The organism is Nocardia acidivorans NBRC 108247, assembly GCF_001625085.1.
GTDB lineage: Bacteria > Actinomycetota > Actinomycetes > Mycobacteriales > Mycobacteriaceae > Nocardia > Nocardia acidivorans.
In genome coordinates, this window is sequence record NZ_BDAW01000092.1 from 1 (window position 1) to 23153 (window position 23153).

Genomic DNA, 23153 nt, shown 5'->3' on the forward strand with positions numbered 1-23153 from the left:
GCGGCGCGGGCGGTGGCGGTGGCCACGGCGGTGGTGGAGGAGGCGGTGGCGGCGGTCGTCACTGACCGCCGTCCGAGCAGTTCTCCCACTGATCACATCCCGCAATACAAGTCGTCGGCGTCGGTGGGGTGATCCCCCTCGAACCCCCCACCGGGACGCCGAACGCGACCGGCCCACCCCCGCGCTGCAAGTGCCCAGGCGCGGAGGTGGGCCACGTCGCGTCAGCGGGTGGTGAAGCCGCCGTCGGAGGTGAGGGCGGCGCCGGTGATGAAGCTGGCCTCATCGCTGAGGAGGAAGGCGCAGAAGGCGGCGATCTCCTCGGGCCGGGCGATGCGGCCCATGGGGTGCAGCGAGGCGACCATGGCCTCGCCTTCAGGGGTGGCGCCCATGGAATTACGGTAGGCGGGGGTGTCGACCGCACCGGAGACCATGGCATTGACGCGGATGCCCTGATCGGCGTTCTCCAGGGCCACGGCCCGGGTGAGGCCGATGACGCCGTGCTTGGCGGCCACGTACGGGGCGACCGAGGCCATGCCGACCACGCCGAGCTGGGAGGCATTGTTCAGGATCGCGCCGCCGCCGGAGGCCGCCAGTGCCGGAACCTGGTGCCGCAGTCCGTAATACACGGCGGTGAGGTTCAGTTCCAGATCCGCCCGCCAACCCGCGGCGTCGATATCCTGCACCGAGCCGAAGGCGTTGATCGCGCCCGCATTGTTGAAAGCGCCGTCCAGGCGGCCGAATTCGGTGACGGCCGCATCGGTCAGGCGCGCCACATCCTCCTCGACGGTGACATCGGTGGGCACGAAGAGCGCGCGGCCGCCGGCGGTCCGGATCTCCTCGGCGATCCGGTCACCGGCCTCCTTGCCGCGTGCCCCGAGCACCACCGCGCCGCCCTCGGCCGCGATCCGGCGGGCTACCGCGGCGCCGACTCCCGAGGTCGCGCCGGTGATCAGGACGACCTTGGAAGCGAAGCGTGAATCCATCATGACCATTCCCCTTGCGGTTGAACCGTTTTCGTTGACATGTCTAGTAAACGAGAAACGGACCGCCGGAGCTGGCGGGAATCGGCCTTTGAGTTGATACGTCATGTATCTCGGATCGGCCGTGGGGTTCAGGCGGGTGCGAGCAGCTCCGCGAGTTCGTCGAGGCTGTTGATCACCACGCCGTACGAGGTCTGCGGCAGTTCCGAATGCAGATACCCCCACGGTCCGCGGCGGATGAGCACCGGGATCATGCCCACGCCATTGGCGGGCAGCACATCATTGTCGACCCGATCGCCCACGTAGCAGACCTCGCCGACCTCGACGCCCGCTACCTCGGCGCATTTATGGAAGAACATGGGATCGGGCTTCTCCAGATCCCATTCGGCGGAGGTGTAGATCCCATCCACCGGCAGGTTCATCTTCTCCAGCGCCGATTTGGCCTGCGGCGGTTGGTTGCCCGCGATGATCACCTTCAACCCGCGCTCGCGCAGCAGTCCCAGCGCGCGCCGCACATCCGGGTACAGATCATCGGCGTCGAAGTTGTTGCGCAGACTCTCGGGCTCGTCCATGGCCCAGCTGACCTGTTCCTTGTCGAGGTCGACCCCCGGCAGCAGTAGTTCGAACGCATCGGTGAGGGGTCGTCCCGTGGCCGCCATACCGCCGATCACCCCGAGTAGCGCGAATCGCGGAATCCCCAACCGGTCGGCCCATCGGCTCCAGATCCGGGTCTCGTCGATCAGCGTCTCGCCCACATCGAACACCACTGCCTTGATCATTCGCCCAGCCTATCGGGCGCGCCGAGGCCCGATCAGCGGAACTCAGCCCTGTGCGTTGACCACCCCGATCACGGTCGCGGTCCACCAGCACACCTGCGATACCAGCCCGGTGGCCACGCTCCACGCCAGCAGCCCCGGCGTGAGCCGCGCATCCCCGCGACCGCGCAGTCGCCGGCTCAGCGCGGCGGCCTGAATCCCATTGAGCGTCAACGCCAGCACCATCACCAGCTTGGTCCGGGTCATCATCGAGGACAGATTCGGCTCCAGCACACACCCGCTCGCGACCAGTCCCGCCAGTCCGAGCCAGATCGGCGTATGCAGCCTTCCGATCGCGCGTAGCGTCGCACTCAACGACGCCCGCCCCGCAACCCACCGCAGGGCAAGCGAATCCGCGAGCAGCACCCCGCCGAATCCCACCGCGAGCGAAGTCAGGTGTAGCGCCAGCCCCCCGATATGCACCGCCGGACTGATATGCCGCGCATGCCCCGCGATCCACACGGCCCCCGCGAGTGCCCCCGTCGCCAACACCGCGTACCCGAGGAAAATCCGCCACGAATCGCGTACGCCCGGCGTCACCGCCGTCCCCGCACCAGACTCACCGAGCATGTTTAAACCCTCCGCTAACTTAGGAAAGCCTAAACTATTCACAGGCGGTAGTGAAATTCGGCCCGATGACCATTCGGCCACGGCCCGAACGACGAGCGCCATATCTGTCGCGGGCGTATCCGGCCGAGGAGCAGGTGATCGGCCGTTATGGAATCGCCCCACCACGAATCCCGCCCCGATCAGCAGCGACGACTGCGCCTGTGCCCCAAGTCCTCCGCCGCGGCGGGCCACTTCCCCGCCTGTATGTAGCGGTTTCCGCGGTCTCGCCGAGTTGAGCGGGCGAATCAGGCCGTGCGGGTGAGGGTGGTGGTGGCGGCCGCGTCGTAGCGGTCCCACACGATCTCGGTGAGGGCGGGATGCGCGCCGATCACCTCGGCGTGGGTCAGGTCGGTGGCCGCGGCCGAGAGGCGGTCGGTGAGTAGGCCGGGGGCGAGGAACCAAGGTGCTACCAGTATCCGGTCGGCCCCGCGTGCGCGTAGCCGGGCCGCCGCCGCGACGATGGTGGGTTCGATTGTGGCGAAGCAGATTTCGGTATCCCAGCCGGTAAGGGTGGTTAGTCGCCGGGCCACCTCGGCGGTGCGCGCGTTCGCCGCTGGCGAGGAGGAGCCCACCGCCGCGACCGCAATGCCCAGTCGCGGTGCGTAATCGAATGGCGTGCCCGCGACCCGCGCGGTGGGATGTGCTGCGCCGGAGTCGAAGCCCGCGCCCGGCGCCTCGTGGACCCGGTCCCGCAGGGCGGTGACCAGGCGCGGGTCGACGCCCAGAACATCGGCCTGGGTCAGGTACAGGCGCGGATGCCGTGTTCGTGCGGCCGCCAGCAAGCCTGGCAGGTCCACGCGTGCGTGAAAAGCGCTGCCCAGCAGGAGGGGGACGACTACCGCATGCGAATGGCCTGCGGCGGCAACGGCATCCACGACCTGGTCGACCGAGGGCGCACTCAGGTCCAAGAACGCCAGGCGCACATCGAGATCCGGTCGGGCCGCGGCGAGTTGTTCGACGACGGCGTACATGGTCGCGGCCGAGCGGGGGTCGCGGCTGCCGTGGGCCACAGCGATCAAGGCCGGGCGGCGGGCGTCGAATGCCCAGGCTGCTCGGGTGGTCGGGTGAACTCCGGGAACTGTTGCGGCACCGGTGTTTCGAGTCGCCCGCGGGCCGCTGCCGCTCATGCCGCTGCCGCTCATGCCGCTGCCGCTCATGCCGCGCGCGTCACTGTCGTGGCGGAGGGCGACCGGCAGCGGGGCGGTCGGGAATGCGCCGCTGCCGGGCGAACTCATGTCAGGCTCCGACTTCCGTGCCGACCTCGACCTTGGTCAGGGCGTCCCCGACCAGGCCCGCGGCGAGGGTATTGCCGCCCGCCGGGTCGATGAGCAGGAAACTGCCGGTGTAGCGGTTGACGCTGTAGTCGTCGGCCGCGATGGGTTCGGCGACGCGCACCGAGATGCGCCCGATGTCGTTGAGCGCCAGCGATTCCGGGGCCGGGTCGGCCGACAGATGCTGTTCGTCGAAGCGTTCGATGAGCGCGCCCACGATGGCCTGGGTGGTGCGGGTGCCGTGCTTGAGCAGCAGGCGCGCGCCGGGGCGCAGCGGCTTGTCGCCGAGCCAGCAGACCGTGGCGTCGAAGGCTTCGATCGGCTCGGGCGCGTCATCGGCGGCGACAATGGTGTCACCGCGCGAGACGTCCACGTCATCGGCCAGGATCAGGGTGACGCTGCGACCCGGCTGCGCCGAGGTCAGTTCACCATTGGGGGTGTCGATGCGCTCGACGGTGGTGCGGGTGCCGGACGGCAGCACCACGACCTCGTCGCCCTTGCGCACGGTGCCCGCCGCGACCTGACCGGCGTACCCGCGGTAATCCGGGTAATCGGTTGTGCGCGGGCGAATTACGTACTGCACGGGGAAGCGCAGGCCCACCTCGTGGCGGGTGCTGTCGGCATCCACCGGCACCGATTCCAGATGCTCGATGAGCGAGGGCCCGGTGTAGTACGGGGTGTTCGCCGACCGCGAGGCCACATTGTCGCCGTGCAGCGCGGAGACCGGAATCTCCACCACATCCTCGGCGGCCCAGCCCAATTTGGCTGTCAGCTCGGAGAATTCGGCGACGATGCGCGCGAACACACCGGCCGGATCGTCGACCAGGTCGATCTTGTTCACGGCCAGCACCAGCTTCGGCACACCCAGCAGCGCCATTACCGCGGCATGGCGGCGGGTCTGCTCGATGACACCCTTGCGGGCGTCCACGAGCAGGATCACCAGCTGCGCGGTGGACGCGCCGGACACCGTGTTGCGGGTGTACTGCACATGCCCGGGCGTATCGGCGAGCACGAAAGACCGTGCGGGCGTAGCGAAGTAGCGGTACGCCACATCGATGGTGATGCCCTGTTCCCGCTCGGCGCGCAGGCCGTCCACCAGCAGCGACAGGTCCGGCGTGGCCAGTCCCTTGTCGACCGAGGCGCGGGTCACCGCGTCGATCTGGTCGGCGAGAACGGATTTCGTGTCGTACAGCAGGCGTCCGACCAGGGTGGACTTGCCGTCGTCGACCGATCCGGCGGTGGCCAGTCTCAATAGGTCGGCCATCAGAAGTAACCCTCTCGCTTGCGATCTTCCATGGCGGCTTCGGAGACGCGATCGTCGCCTCGGGTCGCGCCGCGTTCGGTGAGCCTGGAGGCGGCGACCTCGGCGAGAATCGCCGCATTGTCGGCCGCATCGGAAATGATTGCGCCGGTGGTGGATCCGTCGCCGACGGTGCGATAGCGCACCGACTTGACCGAGAGCTCCTCACCCTCGGCCGGGCCGCCCCACACGCCCGGGGTCATCCACATGCCGTCGCGCTGGTACACCGGCCGCTCGTGCGCGTAGTAGATATTCGCCAGCTCCACGTTCTCGCGGGCGATGTACCGCCAGATATCCAGCTCGGTCCAGTTGGAGATGGGGAATACGCGCACATGCTCACCCGGAGCGTGCTTGCCGTTGTACAGGTTCCACAGTTCGGGCCGCTGCCGTTTGGGATCCCAGCGCCCGAAGGCATCACGCAGCGAGAAGATGCGCTCCTTGGCGCGCGAACGCTCCTCATCGCGGCGGCCGCCGCCGAAGACCGCGTCGAAGCGGTTCTCATTGATGGCGTCCAGCAGCGGCACCGTCTGCAGCGGGTTGCGGATGCCGTCCGGCCGCTCGGTGAGCCGCCCATCGGCGAGGTACTCCTCGACCGAGGCGATATGCAAACGCAGCCCGTACTTCTCGACCACGTGATCGCGGAATTCGAGCACCTCGGGCAGGTTGTGCCCGGTGTCCACGTGCAGCAGCGCGAAGGGCAGCGGTGCGGGCCAGAAGGCCTTGAGCGCCAGGTGCAGCAGCACCGTGGAGTCCTTACCGCCGGAGAACAGGATCACCGGCCGTTCGAACTCGCCCGCTACCTCGCGGAAGATGTGGATCGATTCGCTCTCGAGCGCGGCGAGAGTGTCGAATTCGCCATCGGCGAGAGTGGTGGATTCAGCAGTAGGAGCGCTCATGAGGCGTGCAACCCGCATTCGGTCTTGGCGAGGCCGGCCCAGCGGCCGCTTCGCGGATCGGATCCCGGTTCCGGCTTCCGTGTGCACGGAGCGCAACCGATGGACGGATATCCCTCCTCCACAAGGGGATTGACGAGAATGCCATTGGCCTCGATGTACTCGGCCATATCCGCATCGGACCAGGCGGCGATCGGATTGATCTTCACCAGCCCGAAGCCCTCGTCGAAGGAGATCAGGGGCGCGTTGGCGCGCGTGGGCGCCTCGACCCGGCGGATGCCGGTGACCCAGGCGTTGTACGGCCGGAGCGACTTCTGCAGCGGCACCACCTTGCGCAGGCGGCAGCATTCGGCGGCATCGCGGGCGAACAGATCCTTGCCGAGCAGCTGATCCTGTTCCGCCACGGTGTTTTCCGGCTGTACGTTCACGATGTTCACGCCGTAGACGAGTTCGACGGCGTCGCGGGTGCCGATGGTCTCGGCGAAGTGGTAGCCGGTATCGAGGAACAGCACATCCACACCGGGACGGACCTGCGACGCCAGTTGCACCAGCACCGCGTCCTGCATATTCGAGGCGACAATGTAATTGGAGCCGAAGTTCTTCTCGGTCCACTCCAGCAGTTCCTGTGCGGTGGCGTTCGGACCGAGGTCCCTATTGCCCTGCTCCGCGAGTGCGCGCAGGTCTGCTTCGGCGAGTTTGGTTGTGGTCATTGCTGTTTCCTCCAACTACCGCAGGTCTGCCTCTTCGGCGCGGACAGCCCACACCGCGAAACGCTCACCCTCGTCACGGTTCTTGACGAAATTGCGTACGACGCGCTCGATGTAATCGCCGAGTTCGGTGCTGGTCACCTTGTGCTGGCGCAGCTTTCGGCCGAAGCCGCTGTCGAGCCCGAGGCTGCCACCGAGGTGAACCTGGAAGCCCTCGATCTGATTCCCCTCGCCGTCGTCGACGAGCATGCCCTTGAAACCGATATCCGCGATCTGCGATCGACCGCACGAATTGGGGCAGCCGTTGATATTCACGGTGATGGGCACATCGAGATCGGCATTGATATCGGCCAGGCGCGTCTCCAGCTCGGGAGCCAGCACCTGGGACCGCTTGCGGGTCTCGGTGAACGACAGCTTGCAGAACTCGATACCACTGCACGCCAGCAGGTTTCGCCGCCAATGCGACGGACGGCCGTGCAGGCCCAGCGGCTTCAGTTCGTCGATGAGCCATTCGACCTTGTCGTCGGGCACATCCAGGACGATCAGCTTCTGGTACGGGGTGAACCGAACGCGGTCCGAGCCAATGGATGCCACGGCGTCGGCGACCTTCTGCAGGATGGTGCCCGAGACGCGACCGGCGATGGGGGAGAAGCCGATGGCGTTCAAGCCATTGCGCAGCTTCTGCACACCGATGTGGTCGATCGGGCGCTCCGGCTGCACCGGCGCGGGACCGTCGATCAGCTTCCGTTTCAGGTACTCGGTCTCGAGGACCTCGCGGAACTTCTCGATGCCCCAGTCCTTGACCAGGAACTTGATGCGCGCCTTGGTGCGCAGTCGCCGATAGCCGTAATCGCGGTACAGCGATACGACCGCTTCCCACACATCGGGCACCTCGTCCAGGGGCACCCACGCGCCCAGACGCTGTGCGAGCATCGGGTTGGTGGACAGGCCGCCGCCTACCCAAACATCAAGTCCCGGACCGTGTTCGGGATGATCCACGCCGATGAACGCGATGTCGTTGATCTCGTGCACCACATCCTGCTGGCCCGAGATGGCGGTCTTGAACTTGCGCGGCAGGTTGGAGTATTCCTTCTTGCCGATGTACCGCTTGACGATCTCGTCGATGGCGGGCGTCGGGTCCAGGACCTCGCCGAAGGATTCACCGGCGAGCGGGGAACCCAGCACCACGCGCGGGCAGTCGCCGCACGCCTCGGTGGTCTGCAGGCCGACCTCTTCGAGCCGCCGCCAGATCTCCGGCACGTTCTCGATCTCGATCCAGTGGTACTGCACGTTCTCGCGATCGGACAGATCCGCGGTGTCCCGGCCGAATTCGGTGGAGATCTCACCGAGGGTGCGCAACTGGCGCACATTGAGCGCGCCGCCATCGCAGCGCACCCGCATCATGAAGTACTTGGCCTCGAGGATGTCGATGTTCTCATCGCCGGTCCAGGTGCCGTCGTAGCCCTGCTCACGCTGGGTGTAGAGCCCCCACCAGCGCATGCGGCCGCGCAGATCGCTCTTGTCGATGGAGTCGAAACCCTGCTTCGAGTAGATGTTCTCGATGCGCGCGCGCACGTTGAGCGGGTTGTCGTCCTTCTTGCTCTGCTCGTTCGCGTTCAGCGGCTCCCGATAACCGAGCGCCCACTGGCCTTCGGACTTGCGCCGCACCGGCTTACCGGTGCGCTCGCGCGGCGCGACGGGCGCGTCCGAGCGCGGGCGGTCCGGGCGCACCCGTCGTTCGGCCGCGGGGCGTTCGGGCCGGGCGGGACGAGCGGATTCGGAACTGTCGGCGTCGGTGCTCGACGTCATGAGGGTCGCTCCTGAAGGTCTTACGGGCAGGCGGGAGGGGCTGACTCACGCCTCCGATATCAGCGAACCGGGGAATTCGGCGCCGCGGAATTGGCGTCGATCCGGGAAGAGGGGGAGCCGATCTACCGGAGGCTTCCGGACAGACAGCTCGCGCTGCAGACACGCTTGAAGTCGACATGGCGTCGCGCCACGAGTCGTACTCCAAGTCCGGTCATGGAGCTTATTGTGCCATGTCAGGCGGGTTGTTCCGACCGTCCGCCGATATTTTCCGGACTTTCGAGGGAAATCCCCTGGTAAGCGCACCCGGTGTGTGACAACAGTCATAGATCGCCGCACGGTTGATCTTGGACAGTTGACCTTCACCCCACTCGAGGTTCGAGGATGAGCCCATGAGCACCGTAGAACTCGACACCGCCGCCGACACCGCCGCCATCCACGCCGTCGTCGCCGAAGTCGCCAAGGCGCAGCGCGCCGAGGACGCCGACGCCTTCCTCGCGCTCTTCCACCCCGAGGCCATCTGGACCACCGGCGGCGGCAAGTTCCTGAACGGCCTGGAGGAGATCGCCGAATTCACCCGCGCGGTGCTGCCCGGTGCGACCAAGGACGGCTACGCCACCTACGAGCCCTTCCTCATCCGCTTCATCCGCCCCGACGTGGCCGCGGTCAAGGTCCGCCAGCAGTACTTCACCCACGCGGGCGAACTCACCTCCGAAGGCTCGCCCCTCTACGGCATGACCAAGGAGAACGGCCGCTGGCTACTCACCTTCTGCCAGAACACCCCCGTCGTGAATCACTGACCCGCGTGCCGCCGGATCGGTTTCAAGGCCGTACCGAATCTCGATACGCGGGGGAATCAGGCGAATGATCACTTCGTCGCCAGGCCGTGCGTTATGTCTCGTGACCAGCAGCCTCACCGACGAATAGATGAAGATCAGAACCGCGATGGACAGGGCGACAAGAGCCCACGCCGATAACCCGGACAGGACTGTCCACACGATGAACCATTCTGCATCCGGTCCGGGGCCGGTGCCTTGTCAGGTTGGCATCGGTGGGCTGAATGATGTTCGAGCAGAACCAATCCCGGAGCGGGGAGTGCGGTCCCCGCATTGACTCGCTCGGCTGGGCTTCCAGCTGAACGGTGTTTGACGCCACCCCTCAGCAAAAGGTCCAGGCTCCGTTCAGCTTACTGTTCGGCCGCTGTCGGCGGCCGAGGTTGGCCACGAAGGCGTGGTGGGCGTGAGGCGACTGTGGTGTGAGCTGGGATACCGGGCAGACTGGGGATGTGAATTCCGTAGGCATCGACGTCGCCGCCACCGCAGATCAGCCTTCGCTGGAGCTGCGGGACTTCGGGGGCGGGCCGTTCGGGATCTATGTCCATGTGCCGTTCTGTGCGACACGGTGCGGGTATTGCGATTTCAACACCTATACGGCGGGGGAGTTGGGTACCTCGGCTTCGCCGCAGTCCTGGTTCGAGGCGCTGCGCGGTGAGTTGGCCACTGCGGCAGAGCGATTCGCATCCTTCCCGAGTGCTCAGCCCGAGGTGGAGACGGTCTTCGTCGGTGGCGGCACGCCGTCGCTGCTCGGCGGTGACGGTCTCGCCGATGTGCTCACCGCCATCCGCGCGAACTTCACGCTGGCGGCCGATGCCGAGGTGACCACCGAGTCGAATCCGGAATCCACCTCGCCGGAGTTCTTCGGCAAGCTCTTGGACGGCGGGTTCACCCGGGTATCGCTGGGAATGCAGTCCGCGGCCGCGCATGTGCTGAAGGTGCTGGATCGCACCCATACGCCGGGCCGGGCCGTGGCTGCCGCTCAGGAGGCGCGTGCGGCGGGGTTCGAGCACGTCAATTTGGATCTGATCTACGGGACGCCGGAGGAGACCGACGCGGATCTCGATGCCAGCCTCGATGCGGTGCTGGCGGCCGGGGTCGATCATGTCTCGGCGTATTCGCTGATCGTGGAGGATGGCACCGCGCTGGCTCGCCGAGTGCGGCGCGGCGAACTGCCCGCCCCCGATGACGATGTGCTCGCCGCCCGCTACGAACGCATCGATTCGCGTCTGGAGGCGGCTGGGCTGGGCTGGTACGAGGTCTCCAACTGGGCCGCGAACGACCGCGCCCGGTGCCGCCACAACCTCGGCTACTGGGACGGCGGCGACTGGCTGGGCGCGGGCCCGGGCGCGCACAGTCACGTCGGTGGCGTCCGCTGGTGGAACGTGAAACACCCTGCGCGCTATGCGGATCGGGTCGCGCTCGGCGGCCTGCCCGCGGCCGGATGGGAGCAGCTCACCGATTCGGAGCGCTATACCGAACGCGTCATGCTCACCGCGCGCCTGCGCACCGGATTACCCCTCGGTGATCTGGACGCCGACGGCAGGGCGGCTGCCCGGCGGGTGGTCGCGGACGGCCTGGCGGAACTGCGCGGCGACCACCTGGTCCTGACCGCTCGCGGCCGACTGCTGGCCGATGCCGTGGTCCGCACCCTGCTCACCTGATCCGGTGTAATCGCCCACAGGCTGTGTGTAACGCGGGATTACGCTGCAACGCATCAGTACGTTCGACGAGGACATCTTCCATTCCGAGTTGAGATGTCGCAGGCGCGGGTGCGGGATCTCCGGCAGCGCCCGAGCCGAACCCGTGGCCTCCCGCTCGACCCCACCGCCGTAGCCAATTTCCACGGCGATCCCGCCGTCCGTCGCTACGCCGAACAACTCAACTCCATCGCCCACCGGACCGAATTCGACACCGGCGGCCACCTCGCGGCAAGGGGACCCCGGCGCTGCTCATCGCCGACCTCCGCGGCTTCTACGGCGACCTGCGCGGCTGACCGCCGACGTGCTCGGGCGACCGCACGCAGGTAATTTGCTCATTGCCACCTAAACTGGATCTCGAAGATCCGGGAATCACCTGTATACCCGCCCGGTGCGGCATGCACGGTGAGCCCGAAGGCGAGCGAGGAGGTGGGGCTGATGTCGACCACGGAGCAGCGGCGGCTCGAGGTCCTGCGAGCGATCGTCGCGGACTACATTTCGACCAAGGAGCCGATCGGGTCCAAGACGCTGGTGGAACGACACAATCTCGGCGTCTCCAGTGCGACGGTGCGCAATGACATGGCGGTGCTCGAGGCGGAGGGGTACATCACCCAGCCGCACACCAGTTCCGGGCGCATTCCGACAGATAAGGGCTATCGGCAGTTCGTCGATCACATCTCCGAGGTCAAGCCGCTCTCCAATGCCGAGCGGCGGGCCATCATGGAGTTTCTGGAGAGCGGCGTCGATCTCGACGACGTACTCCGCCGGGGTGTGCGGTTGCTCGCGCAGCTGACCCGGCAGGTGGCCATGGTGCAGTACCCGACCGTGAGCGCCTCCACCGTCCGGCATATCGAGGTCGTCGCGCTCAATCCCGCGCGCCTGCTGCTGGTGGTCATCACCGACTCCGGTCGCGTCGATCAGCGCCTGGTCGATCTGGGCAATGTGATCGCCGACGATGACCTGGGCGCGGTGCGCGCCATGCTCGGCAAGGCCATGGAGGGCAAACGCCTCGCCTCGGCCTCGGCCGCGGTGGCGGAACTACCCGAGCACTCCACCGGCAAGCTCCGCGATGTGCTCATCCGCGTCTCCACCGTGCTGGTGGAAACGCTCGTCGAACATCCCGAGGAGCGCCTGGTGCTGGGCGGCACCGCGAACCTCACCCGCAATGCCGGAGACTTCGCCGGGAACGGATTCCCCGGGTCGCTGCGTTCGGTACTGGAGGCCCTGGAAGAACAGGTCATCGTGCTGAAGCTGCTGGCAGCCTCACAGCAACCGGGTACCGTGACCGTGCAGATCGGGGAGGAAACCAAGGTCGAACAAATGCGCGGAACGGCGGTGGTGTCCACCGGATACGGGATGCCCGGTACCGTTCTTGGCGGCATGGGGGTGCTGGGCCCGACCCGCATGGACTATCCGGGGACCATCGCCTCGGTGGCGGCCGTGGCCCGGTACATCGGTGAGGTGCTCGCCGAACGGTGAGCAAGTGGAGAGACGAAACAGGACTAGAGAGCACAAGTGGCACGGGACTATTACGCACTGCTCGGCGTCGCACGCAACGCGACCGACCAGGAGATCAAGCGCGCCTATCGAAAGTTGGCGCGTGAACTGCATCCCGACGTCAACCCGGAACCGGAGGCGCAGGAGCGGTTCCGCGAGGTGTCGACGGCCTACGAGGTGCTGACCGACGCGGAGAAGCGCCGCATCGTCGACCTCGGTGGCGACCCCATGGAGAACGGCGGCGGAGCCGGCGGCGGATTCTCCGGCGCGGGTTTCGGTGGCCTCGGTGACGTCTTCGAAGCCTTCTTCGGCGGGATGAACACCTCCAATCCGCGTAAGCCGCGCGGCCGGGTGCAGCCCGGCGCCGATTCGCTGCTGCGCACGCGACTCTCGTTGCAGGAGTGCGCGGTCGGGGTCACCAAACACCTGACCGTCGACACCGCCATCCTCTGCGATGTCTGCGTGGGCGCGGGCACCAATGGCAACTCCAAGCCGGTGCGCTGTGAAACCTGCGGCGGCGCGGGTGAAGTGCAGACGGTGCAGCGGTCGTTCCTGGGTCAGGTCATGACCTCGCGGCCGTGCCCCACCTGCCGTGGCGCGGGCGAGACCATCCCGGATCCCTGCCGCAAGTGCGGCGGCGACGGACGGGTGCGTTCGCGCCGGGAGATCGCCGCGCCGATTCCGGCCGGTGTGGCCAGCGGTATGCGGGTGCGGCTGGCGGCTCAGGGTGAGGTCGGCCCGGGTGGCGGTCCCGCCGGTGATCTGTACGTGGAGATCGTGGAGCAGCCGCACGACACCTTCGTGCGCGACAGCGATGATCTGCACTGCACCATTCGGGTGCCCATGGTGGACGCGACGCTGGGCACCACGGTCGTCATCGACACCATCCTGGACGGTCCGGTGGAGCTCACCATTCCGGCGGGCACCCAGCCCGGTGAGGTCTCGGTGCTGCGCGGCCACGGAATGCCCAAGCTGCGCGCCAACTCTCGCGGTGATCTGATCGCGCACCTGGATATCGTGATTCCCACCAAAATGGACTCCAAACAGTCCGATCTGCTGCGCAAGTACAAGGCCATGCGCCCGAGCGAGCGCACCGAGGTGCTCTCCACCCAGTCCGAGCACAACAGCGGTCTGTTCGCCCGGCTGCGCGCCTCCTTCAGCGGACGCTGATCCGGTGGCCGCCACCGTCTTCTACCTCGACGAGATTCCGGAGCCGGGTGCCACCGCCGTCCTGGACGGCCCGGAGGGTCGCCATGCGGCGACCGTCCGGCGCATCCGCGTCGGCGAGCCGATCACGCTCTCCGATGGCAACGGGTTACTCGCCGACTCCGAAGTGGTTGCGGCCCAGAAAGATCGCCTGGAGCTGAAGGTTCTGGACCGGCGGGTGGCCCCGCCCGCCACCCCGCAGGTCACGGTGGTCCAGGCGCTGCCCAAATCCGAGCGCTCCGAACTCGCGGTCGAACTCATGACCGAGGCCGGGGCCGACGCCATCGTCCCCTGGCAGGCGCTTCGCTGCGTCTCCAAATGGGAGAACAAGGCGCACAAGGCGGTCGAGAAATGGCGCACCGCGGCCAAACAGGCCGCCCGCCAATCCCGCCGCCCCTACATCCCCGATATCGCCGACCTGCACACCACCCGCGATCTGCTGAACCTGGTGCGGGAGGCCACATCCCACGGGGCGATCGTCGCCGCCCTGCACGAATCCGGCGAAACCCGCCTCACCGACCTGTCTTTCGAGGGCGTCCCCGAAGTGGTCCTCATCGTCGGCCCCGAAGGCGGCCTCGACGACTCCGAACTGTCGGCCTTGGCCGAAGCGGGCGCGAATATCGTCCTGCTGGGCCCCACGGTCCTGCGCACCTCGACAGCCGCAGCCGTAGCCCTCGGCGCACTGGGCGCACTGACTCCCCGCTGGTAGCCCCCGATCCGGTGCTGTGCGTGTGATGACGCTCGAGAAGGCCCCTGCACCATTACATGGACGTGGGGTCAGGCCGTCTGGGGAGTGCGCGCGCGGGTGGTGAGGGTGGCGACGAGTGCGGTCGCCAGCGCGAGCAGGATCGCGACGTAGAGGACGAGGCCGGGCCAGTCGAAGTGTCCGAAGACCAGACCGGCGGCTCCGCCCGCGATCGAACTTCCCAGGTAGTAGGCGCACGTGTACAGCGCCGAAGCGGCGGCGCGGTTGCCGGTGGCGGCCGCGCCGACCCAGCCGCTGGCCACCGCGTGGACGGCGAAAAAGCCCGCGGTGCAGAGCAATACACCGAAGAGGATGACCGGAAGTACATCGGGCAGGGTCAGCAGCAGGCCGAGTCCCATGCCGGCCAGCCCGAGGATCAGCACGCGAGCTCGCCCGAGCCTGTTGGTAAGTCGCCCCGCATTCGCGGCCGTGGCCGTTCCGGCCAGGTAGAGCACGAACACCAAACCCACTGTGGCGGCGGATAATCCGAACGGTTCGCGGGTGAGTCGGTATCCCAGGAAGTTGTACATCGAGACGAATCCGCCCATCATCACCAATGCCAGGCCGTACAGCGGCAGCAGTGTGCGATCTCGCAGGTGACCCGCGAACCCGGCTGCGACAGAGCGGATTGCGAGTGGTCGCGGAGTGAATCGGCGCGAGGGCGGCAGCATCCGTACGAATATCCCCGCACACACCGCCGCGGCGAGCGCGATCGTGGCCAGCGCCCACCGCCAAGGCCCCACCTCCAGCGTGAACGCCGGTATGAGACGTCCGGTGAGCCCGCCCAAGCTGGTCCCCGCGATATAGACGCCCATCGCGGAGGGCAGCCCCGCCGCCCCGATCTCCTCCGCCAGATACCCCATCGCCACCGCGGGCACCCCGGCCAGCGCCACACCCTGTATCGCCCGCCCTGCCAAGAGGACGTCCAGCGTGGGACTGAACGGCAGCAGCAGCCCGATCACACCGGCCGCCACCGCCGACCCGATCATCACCCGGGTACGCCCGATCCGATCGGACAGCACGCTCATCGGCACAATCGCGACCGCCAGCAATCCGGTCGTCAGCGAAACCGCCAGCGCCGCTCGCGCCGGAGTCGCCCCGAACGCCGCCGACAAACTGGGCAGCAGCGCCTGCGCGCTGTACATGGATGCGAAGGTGGTCAGCCCGGCGGCGAAGAGCGCCACGGTAATTCGGCGCTCATGCACCGCGCTGTCTTCGGAAGCGAGCGCAACGGCGGTCATCACCCGAGCATGGGCGCGCCACCATTCGAAAGGAAATGCATAATCATCGGAAAGTTGATGCGCCAGCAGTATTAGCCGAGCTATCGACCGGGAGGCCGACCATGACGAGTGACAATCCGCACTCGTCCACGCCGCTCGCACCCGCGGTCGGCGAACCCCGCACCCACGCCGGACCGATGGCGGAATCTCGCGAGTGGCAGACCCGGTTCGCCACGTGCGCAATTGGACCGGGTAGCCCGAGCGCTCATTCTCGGGATCGGACCACCGCCGCGTCCGGTAATCGGGTTGTGGCCGCAGGCGAGCGGGTCGAACCGGGGTCGACTGTGCCGGTTGATCAGACGCACTCGTTCACGCGCCTCGCGCCCACCGTGGGCGAACCCCGCACCCAAGCAGGTCCTCGCGCCCGGGCGCGCCGGCGAACCCGGTCGGCCACCAACTCGATGGGACGCGGCGGCTCGAGTGCTGAATCTCAGGACCGGGCCACCGCAGAGTCCGGCGATCGAGGCGGGATCGCACCTGGGGTCCGAGAGGAGGCGCGTGACCATCCGTACTCGATCGTGCTGCGCACGCGGACTGGTCGCAGCGCTGTGTACCTCGGCCGGGCTGCGGTCGCGGGTGAGTCCGGGTGTTCGCCGGGGCGTGAGCTCCTTGGCCGAGGGGGCGATTGTGGCGAATGACGATTTGCATTGGTTTCTCACACTGGCCGAGCTCGAGCGGGTGGGGGTGGCCGCGGAGCGGCTGCATCTGACGCAGCCGACGCTGTCCCGCATGCTGGCTCGGTTGGAGGGTCGTTTGGGTGTGCGGCTGTTCGATCGGCATGGAAAACGGTTGACGCTCAATGAGTTCGGGCGGGTCTACTATGAGCACGCGCGCCGGGCGCAGGGTGAACTCGATTCCGCGGTCAGGGAACTCGCCGATCTCGCGCATCCCGCCAAGGGGGTGGTGCGGCTGGCGTTCCAGCATTCGCTCGGGGCGCGGGTGGTGCCCGAGCTGATCGCGGGTTTCCGCAGGGTCTCGGGGCGGATCACCTTCACCCTGCAGCAGGATGCCGCCGATGTGGTCACCCACACCGTGCTGGAGGGCCGTGCCGATCTGGGCCTGCTGTCGCCCCGGCCGACCGAGTCGGGGGTCGGGTGGCGACCGTTGTTGCGGCAGCGGCTCGCGCTGGCGGTGCCGCCGGATCATCGGCTGGCGGCGCGACGGCAGGTGCGGCTGAACGAGGTCGCCGAGGCCGAGTTCATCGCCATGCATCCCGGCTTCGGTATGCGCCGGGTGCTCGACGAGCTTTGTGCCGCAGCGGATTTCCGGCCGCGCATCGGGTTCGAATGCAGCAATCTCGGCACCATCGGGGGGCTGGTCGCGGTGGGGTTGGGGGTGTCGATTCTGCCGCTGGAACATCCGCTGGTCGGAGGTCCGCAGCCGGATCCGGCGCTGATTCCGCTCATCGATCCGGAGGCGATGCGCGAGGTCGGGTTGATCTGGCGGACGGGTGCGGCACCCTCGGCGGCGGTGCGGCGGTTCCGGGATTTCACCTTCGAATGGGCACATCCCCAGGTCGGTCCCGCATAACGCCGAGGCGGCGGCGGTGCGGCGTTCTCGCGTCACCCCTGCTGGTAGCGGCTTATTCACTGGGCGGTGTCGGTGGGCGGCGGTAAACTTCCATCAAAGATGTGAGGCTCGAGACCGGGAAGCAGGCTATAGCCACTTTTGAGTACACCAGGCAAAATCGGCAACCAGAGCACCCCTACGGTCGGTATCGGCACCGACGACAATGGGTCCGGACCGGCGGGTCGGACCGTTCGTTCCAGTATTGAATTGGCACCGGAGTCGGTGTTCGGATTCCTCGGTTCGGCTGACGAGAACCTGCGTGAACTCGAGCGCCTCCTCGATGCCGACATTCATGTCCGCGGCAACTCCGTCACCCTGACCGGTAAGCCCGCCGACGTGGCACTCGCTGAGCGCGTCATCGCTCAGCTGGTTGCCTTGACGGCGCGGAACCGCCAGGTCAGTCCCGAAGCGGTGCGGCACACCTATTCGATGCTCACCGAGGGCTCGTCGGATTCTCCGGCGGAGGTGCTGAGTTTGGACATCCTGTCCCGGCGCGGCAAGACCATCCGCCCGAAGACGTTGAACCAGAAGCGTTATGTCGATGCCATCGACAATCACACCATTGTGTTCGGCGTCGGCCCGGCCGGTACCGGTAAGACGTATCTGGCCATGGCCAAGGCCGTGCAGGCGTTGCAGGCCAAACAGGTCACCCGCATCATCCTGACGCGTCCGGCGGTCGAGGCGGGTGAGCGGTTGGGCTTCCTGCCCGGCACGCTCAACGAGAAGATCGACCCCTACCTACGCCCGCTCTACGACGCCCTGCACGACATGATGGATCCCGAGGCCATTCCCAAGCTCATGGCCGCGGGCGTGATCGAGGTCGCCCCGCTGGCCTATATGCGTGGCCGAAGCCTCAATGACGCGTTCATCATTCTGGACGAGGCGCAGAACACCACCGCCGAGCAGATGAAGATGTTCCTCACCCGCTTGGGCTTCGGCTCCAAGATGGTGGTGACCGGCGATGTCAGCCAGGTGGACCTGCCGACCGGCGCCCGCTCCGGATTGCGGGCGGCGACCGAGATTCTCACCGAGATCGACGATATCGAGATCTCCTATCTGACCAGCAGTGATGTCGTTCGTCACCGCCTGGTCGGCGAGATTGTCGATGCCTACGACCGGTACGAGAACGACAGCGGCCCGCAGGTGGCGCACTATCCGGGCAACCGCGCGCAGCGACGTGCCGCGAGCCGGGAGGGGCGCCGCTGAACTCGGCCGATAGGCTGAGCGGGTGAGTATCGAGATCGCCAACGAATCGGGTATCGAAGTATCCGAAGAGGAACTGGTCAGCGTCGCGCGCTTCGCGATCGGTCAGATGGATGTGCATCCGGCCGCCGAGCTGTCAATGGTGCTGGTCGATCTCGACACCATGGCCGATCTGCACATGCGCTGGATGGACCTGCCGGGTCCGACCGATGTCATGTCCTTCCCCATGGATGAACTGGAGCCGGGCGGGCGGCCCGATGCCGCCGAGCCCGGCCCGTCCATGCTCGGCGATATCGTGCTCTGCCCCGAATTCGCGGCCCAGCAGGCCGAGAAGGCCGGGCACTCCATGGATCACGAGCTCGCGCTGCTGACCGTGCACGGCGTCCTGCACCTCCTCGGCTACGACCATGCCGAGCCCGAGGAGGAGAAGGAGATGTTCGCGCTCCAGGCTTCGCTGCTGGAGGGCTGGTACGAGAGCCTGCGTGAGCAGCAGGTGCGCGAAGAGCTCGCCGAGCGGGATCGGCGACTGCTGGGTAAGACGGGTTTCACCGATTCCGGTGATCCGCTGGATCCGGCGTGAATTCGTTCGTCCTGCTACTGCTGGCCATAGTGCTGGTGCCGGCCGGTGGCGTCTTCGCCGCGCTGGATTCGGCCCTGAATACGATTTCCCCTGCGCGCGTTGATGATCTGATGCGCGCCGATCGCACCGGCGCGGCGCGACTCGCGCGGATCATCGCCGATCGCCCGCGCTATGTGAATCTCATGGTGCTGCTGCGCGTGTTGTGTGAGATCAGCTCGACGGTGCTGCTGGCGGCGGTACTGCTGGATTGGCTGCCCGAGGTGGCGGCGCTGGTCATCACCGCGGCGGTCATGGTGCTGGTCGACTATCTCGTGATCGGCGTCGGCCCGCGCACCCTGGGCCGCCAGCACGCGTATTCGCTGGCGCTGGGCGCGTCCCTGCCCCTACAGGCCATCGGCACGCTGCTCGGTCCGATCAGCCGCCTGCTGATTCTGGTCGGTAATGCGATCACCCCCGGTAGGGGATTCCGCAACGGCCCCTTCGCTTCCGAGATCGAACTGCGCGAGGTCGTGGATCTGGCCGGTGAGCGCGGCGTGGTGGACGATGAGGAACGCCGGATGATCCAGTCGGTCTTCGAACTCGGGGAGACCGCGGCCCGCGCGGTCATGGTGCCGCGCACCGAGATGGTCTGGATCGAGGCGGATAAGACCGCCGCGCAGGCGATGTCGCTCGCGGTGCGTTCCGGGCATTCGCGAATTCCGGTGGTGGGCGAGAACGTCGACGATATCCTCGGTGTCGTCTACCTGAAAGACCTTGTGCCGTACTCGGATCGGGCCAAGAAGGTCAAGGTGCGCGAGGTCATGCGCCCGGCCGTGTTCATGCCCGACTCCAAACCCCTGGACGCGCTGCTGGACGAAATGCAGCGCCGCAGAAACCATATGGCCGTCCTGGTCGATGAGTACGGCGGTATCGCCGGGCTGGTCACCATCGAGGATGTGCTGGAGGAGATCGTTGGTGAGATCGCCGACGAGTACGACACCGATGAGACCGCGCCCGTCGAGGAGATCGGTCCGGGCAAATACCGTGTCTCCGCGCGACTTCCGGTCGAGGACCTCGGTGACCTGTTCGGTATGGAGATCGACGACGAGGATGTCGACACCGTCGGCGGCCTGCTCGCGCACGCGCTGGGTCGTGTCCCGCTGCCGGGTTCCAAGGCCGTCATTCACGGCCTGCACCTGCGCGGCGAGGGCGGTTCCGATGCCCGCGGCCGGGTGCGCGTGCACACCGTAGTGGTGCGGCGACCCATCGAGAAGACCAAAAACGAAGCGGCCGAAGGGAAACCGGACGGCGCACATGAAGAGGGAGAAGCCGATGACTGAGTTGGACGCCGAGGACAACAAGCTGTTGATCCTCGCGCGCGGCGCGCTGGGCCGCACCGGAGGCGGTGCGGGCGCGGCCATCCGCGATACCGACGGACGCACCTACGCCGCGGGTGAGGTGGGGCTGGCCAGTCTGAAGCTGACCGCACTGCAGTCCGCGGTCGCGGCCGCGATCTCCAGTGGCGCAGAGGGTTTCGAGGCCGCGGTAGTGGTGGCGGGCCGGTTCTCCGATCCCGGTGTGGCCGCGGTGCGTGAGGTGTCGGCGACGGCGCGCATCGTATTCACCGATGCCAAGGGCGCGGTGTTCGAAGTGGTGGAGGGGCCGATCGAAGGCGATCCGGCCCAGCGGCCCGGTATTCCCGAGGGCTTTGATCTGGAAACCGAGTCGGAGGTGTTCGAATGAGCAAGAAGGACGAATTCCATTCGGGTTTCGTATGTTTCGTGGGCCGGCCCAATACCGGCAAGTCCACGCTGACCAATGCCATGGTGGGTCAGAAGATCGCGATCACCTCCTCGCGGCCGCAGACCACCCGGCATACCATTCGCGGTATCGTGCACCGCGAGCACGCGCAGCTCATCCTGGTCGACACCCCCGGTCTGCATCGCCCGCGCACACTGCTCGGACAGCGGCTCAATGACCTTGTGCGCGATACCTATTCCGAGGTCGATGTGATCGCCCTCTGCATTCCCGCGGATGAGAAGATCGGCCCGGGCGACCGCTGGATCGTCGAGCAGATCAAGCTCATGGCCCCCAAGACCACCCTGCTGGGCGTGGTCACCAAGATCGACAAGGTGAGCCGGGACGCCATCGCGCATCAGCTCATGGCGGTTTCGGCACTGCTCGGTCCCGAGGCCGAGATCGTGCCGGTCTCGGCGGTCAAGGGCGAACAGGTCGAGGTGCTCATCGATGTCATCGCCTCGAAAATGCCGGAGGGCCCGGCCTTCTACCCCGACGGCGATCTCACCGACGAGCCCGAGGAAACCCTCATGGCCGAGCTCATTCGCGAGGCCGCCCTCGAGGGCCTGGACAATGAGCTCCCGCACTCGCTCGCCGTCGTGATCGAGGATGTCCTCGAGCGCGAGGAGAACGACGACACCGCCACCGAGGGCACCCGCACCCACGAGGGCATGCTCGACGTGCACGCCCTGCTCTACGTGGAGCGCCCCAGCCAGAAGGCCATCATCATCGGCAAGGGCGGCGCTCGCCTCAAAGAGGTCGGCACCAACGCCCGGCATCAGATCGAAAAAATCCTCGGCACCCGCATCTACCTGCACCTGCACGTGAAGGTCGCCAAGGATTGGCAGCGCGACCCGAAACAGTTGGGCCGCCTGGGCTTCTGAGTTCGTTCACGCCGCGGCCTGCCCCCACCAGGGGGTAGGCCGTTCCCTGTGCCACTGGAGTTCGGACTCCAATTGTGCTGCGACGGAGATCAACAGCGGTTCGGCGTTGGCCGGGCCCATGAGTTGTGCGCCGACGGGCAGTCCGGCGGCGGTGAAACCGGCGGGGACGTTCACCGCGGGCCAGCCGAGCACATTCCACGGCCAGGTGTACGGGCAGGCCGTGGTGATCAGCTGATCGGTGGCCCAGGAACCGATCGCGTCGATCTCGTGCACGCCCGGCGGGGGAGTGGCGGTGGTGGGGGCCAGCACCAGATCGTAATTCTCGAACAAGCGCCCGATTCGCATGCGCAGCAACGGTTCCGCCTGCCGTGCGGCGAAGAGCGCGGGGCCCAGGATGCGTCCGGTGAGCGCGTTGCTCCGGGTGCGCGGATCGACCTTCGCATCGGGGAGGCGGTCCAATGCCTCGCGGATGCCGACCATGGAGCGCGGCAGGAAGGTCGTGCCGATCAGCACGCCGTAGTGCAGATCGGCAATGGTGACCGCATGGCCGAGGCGGCGCAGCGTGGTGGCGGTGGCGTGTACGCGCGCCTCCACCTCGCGATCGAGCCGAGTCCGGATGCCGGTGAACGGAGTTCGCAGGGAGAGCGCGATACGCAGTCGTCCGGGATCGCGACCGACCGCATCGGAGGCGCGGATGGGGCGCGGCGTGTGCAGATCTCCCGCATGCGGACCGGACGCCACATCCAGCAGCAGGGCGGCATCGGCGACCGTGCGCGCGATCGGACCGTTCACGGTGAGCCCGTAGAACGCTTCCGGCAGCGGCCAGGTCGAGATGCGCCCGCGCTGCGGTTTGATCCCGACGAGGTTGTTCCACGCCGAGGGGATGCGCACGGACCCCGCACCGTCGGAACCCAGTGCGGCGGGGATCAATCCGGCCGCGACCGCCGCCGCCGATCCACCCGAGGAACCACCGGGCGTGTGCTCGGCACTCCACGGATTCCTGGTGTACCCGAATGCGTCTCCGCTGGTGAACGGAAGTTGGCCCAGCTCACAGGTATTGGTCTTGCCGACGATCACCGCACCCGCGGCGCGCAGTCGCCGCACCGCTTCGGCATCCTCGGTCTTGGCCGGGAAATCCCCACCGCATCCGAAAGCCGTTGGGCTACCGGCGATATCGGTGTCGTCCTTGATGGCGATCGGCACCCCGAGCAGTGGTTCGCGCGCACCGGCGGCGAGTTGGCGGTCGGCCTCGGCGGCTTCGGCCAGCGCCGCCTCCCGCCGCACGATCCGAAACGCGTTCAGCGTGGACTGGCTGGCGTCGATCGCATCCAGCACGGCGGAGGTCGCCGCGACCGAGCTGATCTCGCCCCGTCCGAGCGCCGCCGCCAGCTCCGCCAACCCGAGTTCGTGTACCGACGCCGTCGTCATCCGTGAGTCCCGTCTCCCTGTCGCACGTGAAAACCTAGCGCGATTCTGGTCACACGTCCAACGATTCTGAA

21 protein-coding genes are annotated in these 23153 nt (G+C 67.1%); 11 read left to right on the forward strand and 10 right to left on the reverse strand.

Going from position 1 to position 23153, the window contains the following annotated elements; all coding sequences use genetic code 11:
- Positions 1-221 precede the first annotated feature (221 nt).
- The 8 genes from NA10_RS31115 to NA10_RS31150 all read right to left on the reverse strand — a co-directional run bounded on the left by NA10_RS31115 (position 222) and on the right by NA10_RS31150 (position 8384).
- Positions 222-986 (reverse strand): SDR family NAD(P)-dependent oxidoreductase, encoded by a 765-nt coding sequence (locus NA10_RS31115; protein WP_245678065.1) that lies wholly within the window; start codon positions 984-986, stop codon positions 222-224.
- A gap of 125 nt (positions 987-1111) precedes the next feature.
- On the reverse strand, positions 1112-1759 hold the full coding sequence (locus tag NA10_RS31120; protein ID WP_067574278.1) for an HAD family hydrolase: 648 nt from the start codon (positions 1757-1759) through the stop codon (positions 1112-1114).
- Positions 1760-1801: 42 nt separating this feature from the next.
- Positions 1802-2365: a hypothetical protein gene (locus tag NA10_RS31125; protein ID WP_245678066.1), complete on the reverse strand. Its 564-nt coding sequence runs from the start codon at positions 2363-2365 to the stop codon at positions 1802-1804.
- 284 nt (positions 2366-2649) lie between these two features.
- On the reverse strand, positions 2650-3375 hold the full coding sequence (locus NA10_RS31130; RefSeq protein WP_067574300.1) for a sirohydrochlorin chelatase: 726 nt from the start codon (positions 3373-3375) through the stop codon (positions 2650-2652).
- 265 nt (positions 3376-3640) lie between these two features.
- The gene (locus tag NA10_RS31135) at positions 3641-4939 is read right to left on the reverse strand and encodes a sulfate adenylyltransferase subunit 1 (RefSeq protein ID WP_067574279.1); all 1299 of its coding nucleotides are present in this window, start codon (positions 4937-4939) and stop codon (positions 3641-3643) included.
- A complete protein-coding gene (gene cysD / locus NA10_RS31140; protein ID WP_174562580.1) occupies positions 4939-5889 on the reverse strand; it encodes a sulfate adenylyltransferase subunit CysD in 951 nt (316 codons plus the stop codon). Before cysD ends, NA10_RS31135 begins: the two co-directional genes overlap by 1 nt.
- Complete coding sequence (locus tag NA10_RS31145; RefSeq protein WP_067574281.1) at positions 5868-6578, reverse strand: phosphoadenylyl-sulfate reductase; 711 nt, start codon at positions 6576-6578, stop codon at positions 5868-5870. The genes cysD and NA10_RS31145 overlap by 22 nt, the downstream gene beginning before the upstream one ends.
- A 15-nt stretch (positions 6579-6593) precedes the next feature.
- Positions 6594-8384 carry a nitrite/sulfite reductase gene (locus NA10_RS31150; protein ID WP_067574282.1) on the reverse strand — a complete coding sequence of 597 codons (1791 nt, stop codon included), beginning with the start codon at positions 8382-8384 and terminating at the stop codon, positions 6594-6596.
- Positions 8385-8773: 389 nt separating this feature from the next.
- Here NA10_RS31150 and NA10_RS31155 point away from each other — a divergent pair, with 389 nt between their 5' ends.
- The 5 genes from NA10_RS31155 (at position 8774) to NA10_RS31175 (ending at position 14326) form a co-directional block, all read left to right on the forward strand.
- Positions 8774-9181, forward strand: a complete 408-nt coding sequence (locus tag NA10_RS31155) for an SgcJ/EcaC family oxidoreductase (RefSeq protein ID WP_067574283.1) — start codon at positions 8774-8776, stop codon at positions 9179-9181.
- Positions 9182-9681: 500 nt separating this feature from the next.
- Entirely contained in the window at positions 9682-10878 is a 1197-nt protein-coding gene (gene hemW / locus NA10_RS31160; protein WP_067574301.1) for a radical SAM family heme chaperone HemW, read from the forward strand.
- Between the two features lie 474 nt (positions 10879-11352).
- Positions 11353-12393 (forward strand): heat-inducible transcriptional repressor HrcA, encoded by a 1041-nt coding sequence (hrcA, locus tag NA10_RS31165; protein WP_067574284.1) that lies wholly within the window; start codon positions 11353-11355, stop codon positions 12391-12393.
- A gap of 36 nt (positions 12394-12429) precedes the next feature.
- Entirely contained in the window at positions 12430-13581 is a 1152-nt protein-coding gene (gene dnaJ / locus NA10_RS31170; protein WP_067574285.1) for a molecular chaperone DnaJ, read from the forward strand.
- A 4-nt stretch (positions 13582-13585) separates the two neighbouring features.
- Complete coding sequence (locus NA10_RS31175) at positions 13586-14326, forward strand: 16S rRNA (uracil(1498)-N(3))-methyltransferase (RefSeq protein WP_067574286.1); 741 nt, start codon at positions 13586-13588, stop codon at positions 14324-14326.
- 68 nt (positions 14327-14394) lie between these two features.
- Here NA10_RS31175 and NA10_RS31180 read toward each other — a convergent pair whose 3' ends face one another.
- Positions 14395-15603, reverse strand: a complete 1209-nt coding sequence (locus NA10_RS31180; RefSeq protein ID WP_067574287.1) for an MFS transporter — start codon at positions 15601-15603, stop codon at positions 14395-14397.
- A 666-nt stretch (positions 15604-16269) separates the two neighbouring features.
- On the opposite strand from NA10_RS31180, the gene NA10_RS31185 reads away from it, so the two are divergent.
- The 6 genes from NA10_RS31185 (at position 16270) to era (ending at position 21654) form a co-directional block, all read left to right on the forward strand.
- Positions 16270-17172, forward strand: a complete 903-nt coding sequence (locus tag NA10_RS31185) for a LysR family transcriptional regulator (RefSeq protein ID WP_067574302.1) — start codon at positions 16270-16272, stop codon at positions 17170-17172.
- 186 nt (positions 17173-17358) lie between these two features.
- Positions 17359-18417 carry a PhoH family protein gene (locus NA10_RS31190; RefSeq protein WP_067574303.1) on the forward strand — a complete coding sequence of 353 codons (1059 nt, stop codon included), beginning with the start codon at positions 17359-17361 and terminating at the stop codon, positions 18415-18417.
- A gap of 22 nt (positions 18418-18439) precedes the next feature.
- Complete coding sequence (gene ybeY / locus NA10_RS31195) at positions 18440-18994, forward strand: rRNA maturation RNase YbeY (RefSeq protein ID WP_067574288.1); 555 nt, start codon at positions 18440-18442, stop codon at positions 18992-18994.
- Positions 18991-20313 carry a hemolysin family protein gene (locus tag NA10_RS31200; RefSeq protein WP_067574289.1) on the forward strand — a complete coding sequence of 441 codons (1323 nt, stop codon included), beginning with the start codon at positions 18991-18993 and terminating at the stop codon, positions 20311-20313. The genes ybeY and NA10_RS31200 overlap by 4 nt, the downstream gene beginning before the upstream one ends.
- The gene (locus NA10_RS31205; protein ID WP_067574290.1) at positions 20306-20716 is read left to right on the forward strand and encodes a cytidine deaminase-like protein; all 411 of its coding nucleotides are present in this window, start codon (positions 20306-20308) and stop codon (positions 20714-20716) included. Before NA10_RS31200 ends, NA10_RS31205 begins: the two co-directional genes overlap by 8 nt.
- The gene (gene era / locus NA10_RS31210; RefSeq protein WP_067574291.1) at positions 20713-21654 is read left to right on the forward strand and encodes a GTPase Era; all 942 of its coding nucleotides are present in this window, start codon (positions 20713-20715) and stop codon (positions 21652-21654) included. The genes NA10_RS31205 and era overlap by 4 nt, the downstream gene beginning before the upstream one ends.
- A 6-nt stretch (positions 21655-21660) precedes the next feature.
- Here the strand turns inward: era and NA10_RS31215 are convergent, their stop codons facing one another.
- On the reverse strand, positions 21661-23082 hold the full coding sequence (locus tag NA10_RS31215; protein ID WP_067574292.1) for an amidase: 1422 nt from the start codon (positions 23080-23082) through the stop codon (positions 21661-21663).
- Between the last annotated feature and the right edge of the window lie 71 nt (positions 23083-23153).